Source organism: Nonomuraea sp. KM90, from assembly GCF_052246675.1.
Taxonomy (GTDB): domain Bacteria; phylum Actinomycetota; class Actinomycetes; order Streptosporangiales; family Streptosporangiaceae; genus Nonomuraea.
Map to the genome: position 1 here is coordinate 1 of NZ_JBQQCB010000317.1, position 2,371 is coordinate 2,371.

Sequence of the window (2,371 nt, forward strand, 5' to 3'; positions counted from 1 at the left end):
TCCTCACGCAGGTCGAACACCATCTTGACGGCGCGATCGCGCAGCTCTTGGGGGTACTTCCTCGGTGCGGGCACGACTCCCAGCCTTCCAGTCTTGGGAGCCTCCAACCAACCCGGGGCAGCTCAGTGGACCTGGCCGTGCAGACGGATGGGGGCGGTGCATCCGGCGGCGGGCCAGATGTGATCGAGCCAGGTGAAGTAGCCGTCTCCTGCGCGGGTGAGGGCATTGTCATGGGCGAACATCGCGGTGTTGCCGAGTCGCCGTGATAGGCGGTGGGCCTCTTCGGTGTTCGCCCCCGTGCCCGGGAGGATGAGCTGTTGCCCAGCCTTTCCGGGGACGGGAGCCAGCGTCGAAGGTGCCGACGTGCTGGTGGTCATGGGCGGCCCCCGTCATGGGTGCCGTCGAGGTGGTAGAGCACAGCGGTGGCCGTGTCGAGGTCGATGCCGAGGTGGTCGGCCAGGATGGCCGCCGTGATGGGTTCTTCGCTGCGTTGCCGGTGGGCGAAGATGGCCATGCGCGCGCCTTGGAGGAGTTCGTCAGGAACCGGCGTGATGGGTTCGAGCGCGGGTGTCTGGGCGCGGGGGATTTCCGCTGTGACGGTGGTGACCGTCTGGGCGTGCTCGTCAGGAGGGCTGTAGTCGCGGGTGGGTTTACTGGCCGGGGTGCCAGAGAGGGCGAGTTTGGTGAGGGCAAGGAAGGCCAGCGCCGGGACGGCACTGAGAAGCCAGCCGGTGGGGCTGGGGTTGGCGACGGCGAGTTGCGCGGCGATGGACAGCGCGGCAGCGGCGATGAGGACGATCATCGGGTAGGCGACGGAGGTTCCGGCGCGTTTGCGGCGGCGGATTTCCAGTCCGGCGGCGGTGGGGGTGAGTTCGGAGATGATGGCATTGGCCCAACCGAACCAGTCGCCGGTGCCGGCGGGCACATGTTGCATGGTCCAGTCGTGGACGTGAGTGAAGGAGGCGAGTCCGGCCATGCCGCCGATGATGAGCAGGATGAGAATCTGGGCGGCGGATTCGAGGCGTGCGGCTCGGTTATCTGGTGAAGGCATGGTGTCCTGCCTCCTGTTCATCGAGAGGGACAAGAGGTTGATGACATTGGCTGCAGGTGAAGGAGGCGGTGGCGAGCAGCTGTGCAGCGATGCTCATGATCCGGTTGCATCCGCAGACGGCGGAGACGACGTGGAACACGTCGGGCATGGGGTCTGCTGTGTTGCCGGGTGGGTCGGGTTGCTGCCAGCCGGTGACACGTGGCGTGACGCCGCATAGAGGACAGGCGCGGGATGCTCCGCCTCGCCGTTTGAGGGATCGCTCCAGGTTGCGTCCGCCGTTCCAGGTGCGGGCGAGGGCGAAGCCGATGCCGGCGGCGGTGATGACTTGCAGCAGCCGGGCGCCGGTGCCGTTGCGGTGCTGGCGGAGTCGGCGATTGAGATCGCCGGGGGTCCAGCCGATGTAGTGGCGGGCGTGTTTGTAGGGCTGGTCGAAGTGCAGCAGGTAGACGGTTCCGCTGCTGTTCATGGGGTGTCACCGCCCCAACGCTGCTGAGCAGCCTGGCGGGTAATGCCGAGGGGGCGAGCGATGTCGGCCCAGGAGTAGCCCTGTGCGCGCAGGCCGGCTACCGCTTGGCCGATGGCGGTGTCGAGTTCGGTGCTGAGGGCCAGCGCGTCGCTGAGTGCTTCGACGTCGCCGGTGGCGATGCGGCGACCGTAGGCGCGGATGGCGCGCCGGAGGAAGGCGGCGTACTGGTCGTTCTCGACGACGCGTCGCGGGCTTTCTGGTGTCAAGGCAGGGTTGCCAGTGCGGTCGGCTTCGGGCATGCCGGACGGCACGGTGCAGGTAGGCTGCATGAGTCCACGTCCTTCGCTTTGGAATGGGTGGAGTGGTGGATGAGCAGGGGCCGGGGGATCTGTGGTAGGTGAGTCCGGCCCCTGTGCCTGTTAGGGCATGAGCCAGCCGCTGATGTCGCGGGTGGCGGTGACGATCAATGTGGCGCCGCAGTAGCAGCAGCCTGCGTAGTGCGGGCCGTAGCGGCTGTAGAGATAGTCGTCCTCATCCCAGAACCGCAGCTCGACGGCCTGGCAGCGGGGACAGCGCAAGGCGCTGGTGATGAGGTCGTAGGCCCGGTCGGTCAGGCACCACGGACAGTAGGTGGGCGTGTGCGCTCGTCGGCTGATGAACCAGTCGGCCGAGCCCAGCATGAGGGCGGTGTTGAAGCACTCGTCGCCGTCGCACTGCACGCGCCAGTTCCGCAGATCGGGGCTGCCGTCCGGCCGGTAAACCTTGATGATCATTGGGGTGGTCCTTCCACTCAGGCGGCGAGTCGCTGCCGGGACGCAGTGTCTGGGCCGCGACGGCGGATGGCGACGGCGTAG

General features: G+C 67.4%; 5 protein-coding genes. All 5 read right to left on the bottom strand.

From position 1 onward, the window contains the following. Positions 1-122: 122 nt before the first annotated feature. The 5 genes from ACTWPW_RS63805 to ACTWPW_RS63825 all read right to left on the bottom strand — a co-directional run bounded on the left by ACTWPW_RS63805 (position 123) and on the right by ACTWPW_RS63825 (position 2,290). Positions 123-377, bottom strand: coding sequence for a hypothetical protein (locus tag ACTWPW_RS63805; protein WP_443174977.1), 255 nt, complete (start codon positions 375-377; stop codon positions 123-125). Further along, positions 374-1,051, bottom strand: coding sequence for a hypothetical protein (locus tag ACTWPW_RS63810; RefSeq protein WP_443174978.1), 678 nt, complete (start codon positions 1,049-1,051; stop codon positions 374-376). The genes ACTWPW_RS63805 and ACTWPW_RS63810 overlap by 4 nt, the downstream gene beginning before the upstream one ends. Further along, a complete protein-coding gene (locus tag ACTWPW_RS63815; RefSeq protein WP_443174979.1) occupies positions 1,035-1,517 on the bottom strand; it encodes a hypothetical protein in 483 nt (160 codons plus the stop codon). The genes ACTWPW_RS63810 and ACTWPW_RS63815 overlap by 17 nt, the downstream gene beginning before the upstream one ends. Beyond that, a complete protein-coding gene (locus tag ACTWPW_RS63820) occupies positions 1,514-1,816 on the bottom strand; it encodes a hypothetical protein (protein ID WP_443174980.1) in 303 nt (100 codons plus the stop codon). Before ACTWPW_RS63820 ends, ACTWPW_RS63815 begins: the two co-directional genes overlap by 4 nt. A 120-nt stretch (positions 1,817-1,936) precedes the next feature. After that, a complete protein-coding gene (locus ACTWPW_RS63825) occupies positions 1,937-2,290 on the bottom strand; it encodes a hypothetical protein (RefSeq protein WP_443174981.1) in 354 nt (117 codons plus the stop codon). Positions 2,291-2,371: the final 81 nt, after the last annotated feature.

Excerpts from the sequence above, each read along its gene's own strand:
- ACTWPW_RS63820 (WP_443174980.1), bottom strand. The coding sequence starts at position 1,816 with ATGCCCGAAGCCGACCGCACTGGCAACCCTGCCTTGACACCAGAAAGC.
- ACTWPW_RS63815 (WP_443174979.1), bottom strand. The coding sequence starts at position 1,517 with ATGAACAGCAGCGGAACCGTCTACCTGCTGCACTTCGACCAGCCCTAC.
- ACTWPW_RS63805 (WP_443174977.1), bottom strand. The coding sequence starts at position 377 with ATGACCACCAGCACGTCGGCACCTTCGACGCTGGCTCCCGTCCCCGGA.
- ACTWPW_RS63825 (WP_443174981.1), bottom strand. The coding sequence starts at position 2,290 with ATGATCATCAAGGTTTACCGGCCGGACGGCAGCCCCGATCTGCGGAAC.
- ACTWPW_RS63810 (WP_443174978.1), bottom strand. The coding sequence starts at position 1,051 with ATGCCTTCACCAGATAACCGAGCCGCACGCCTCGAATCCGCCGCCCAG.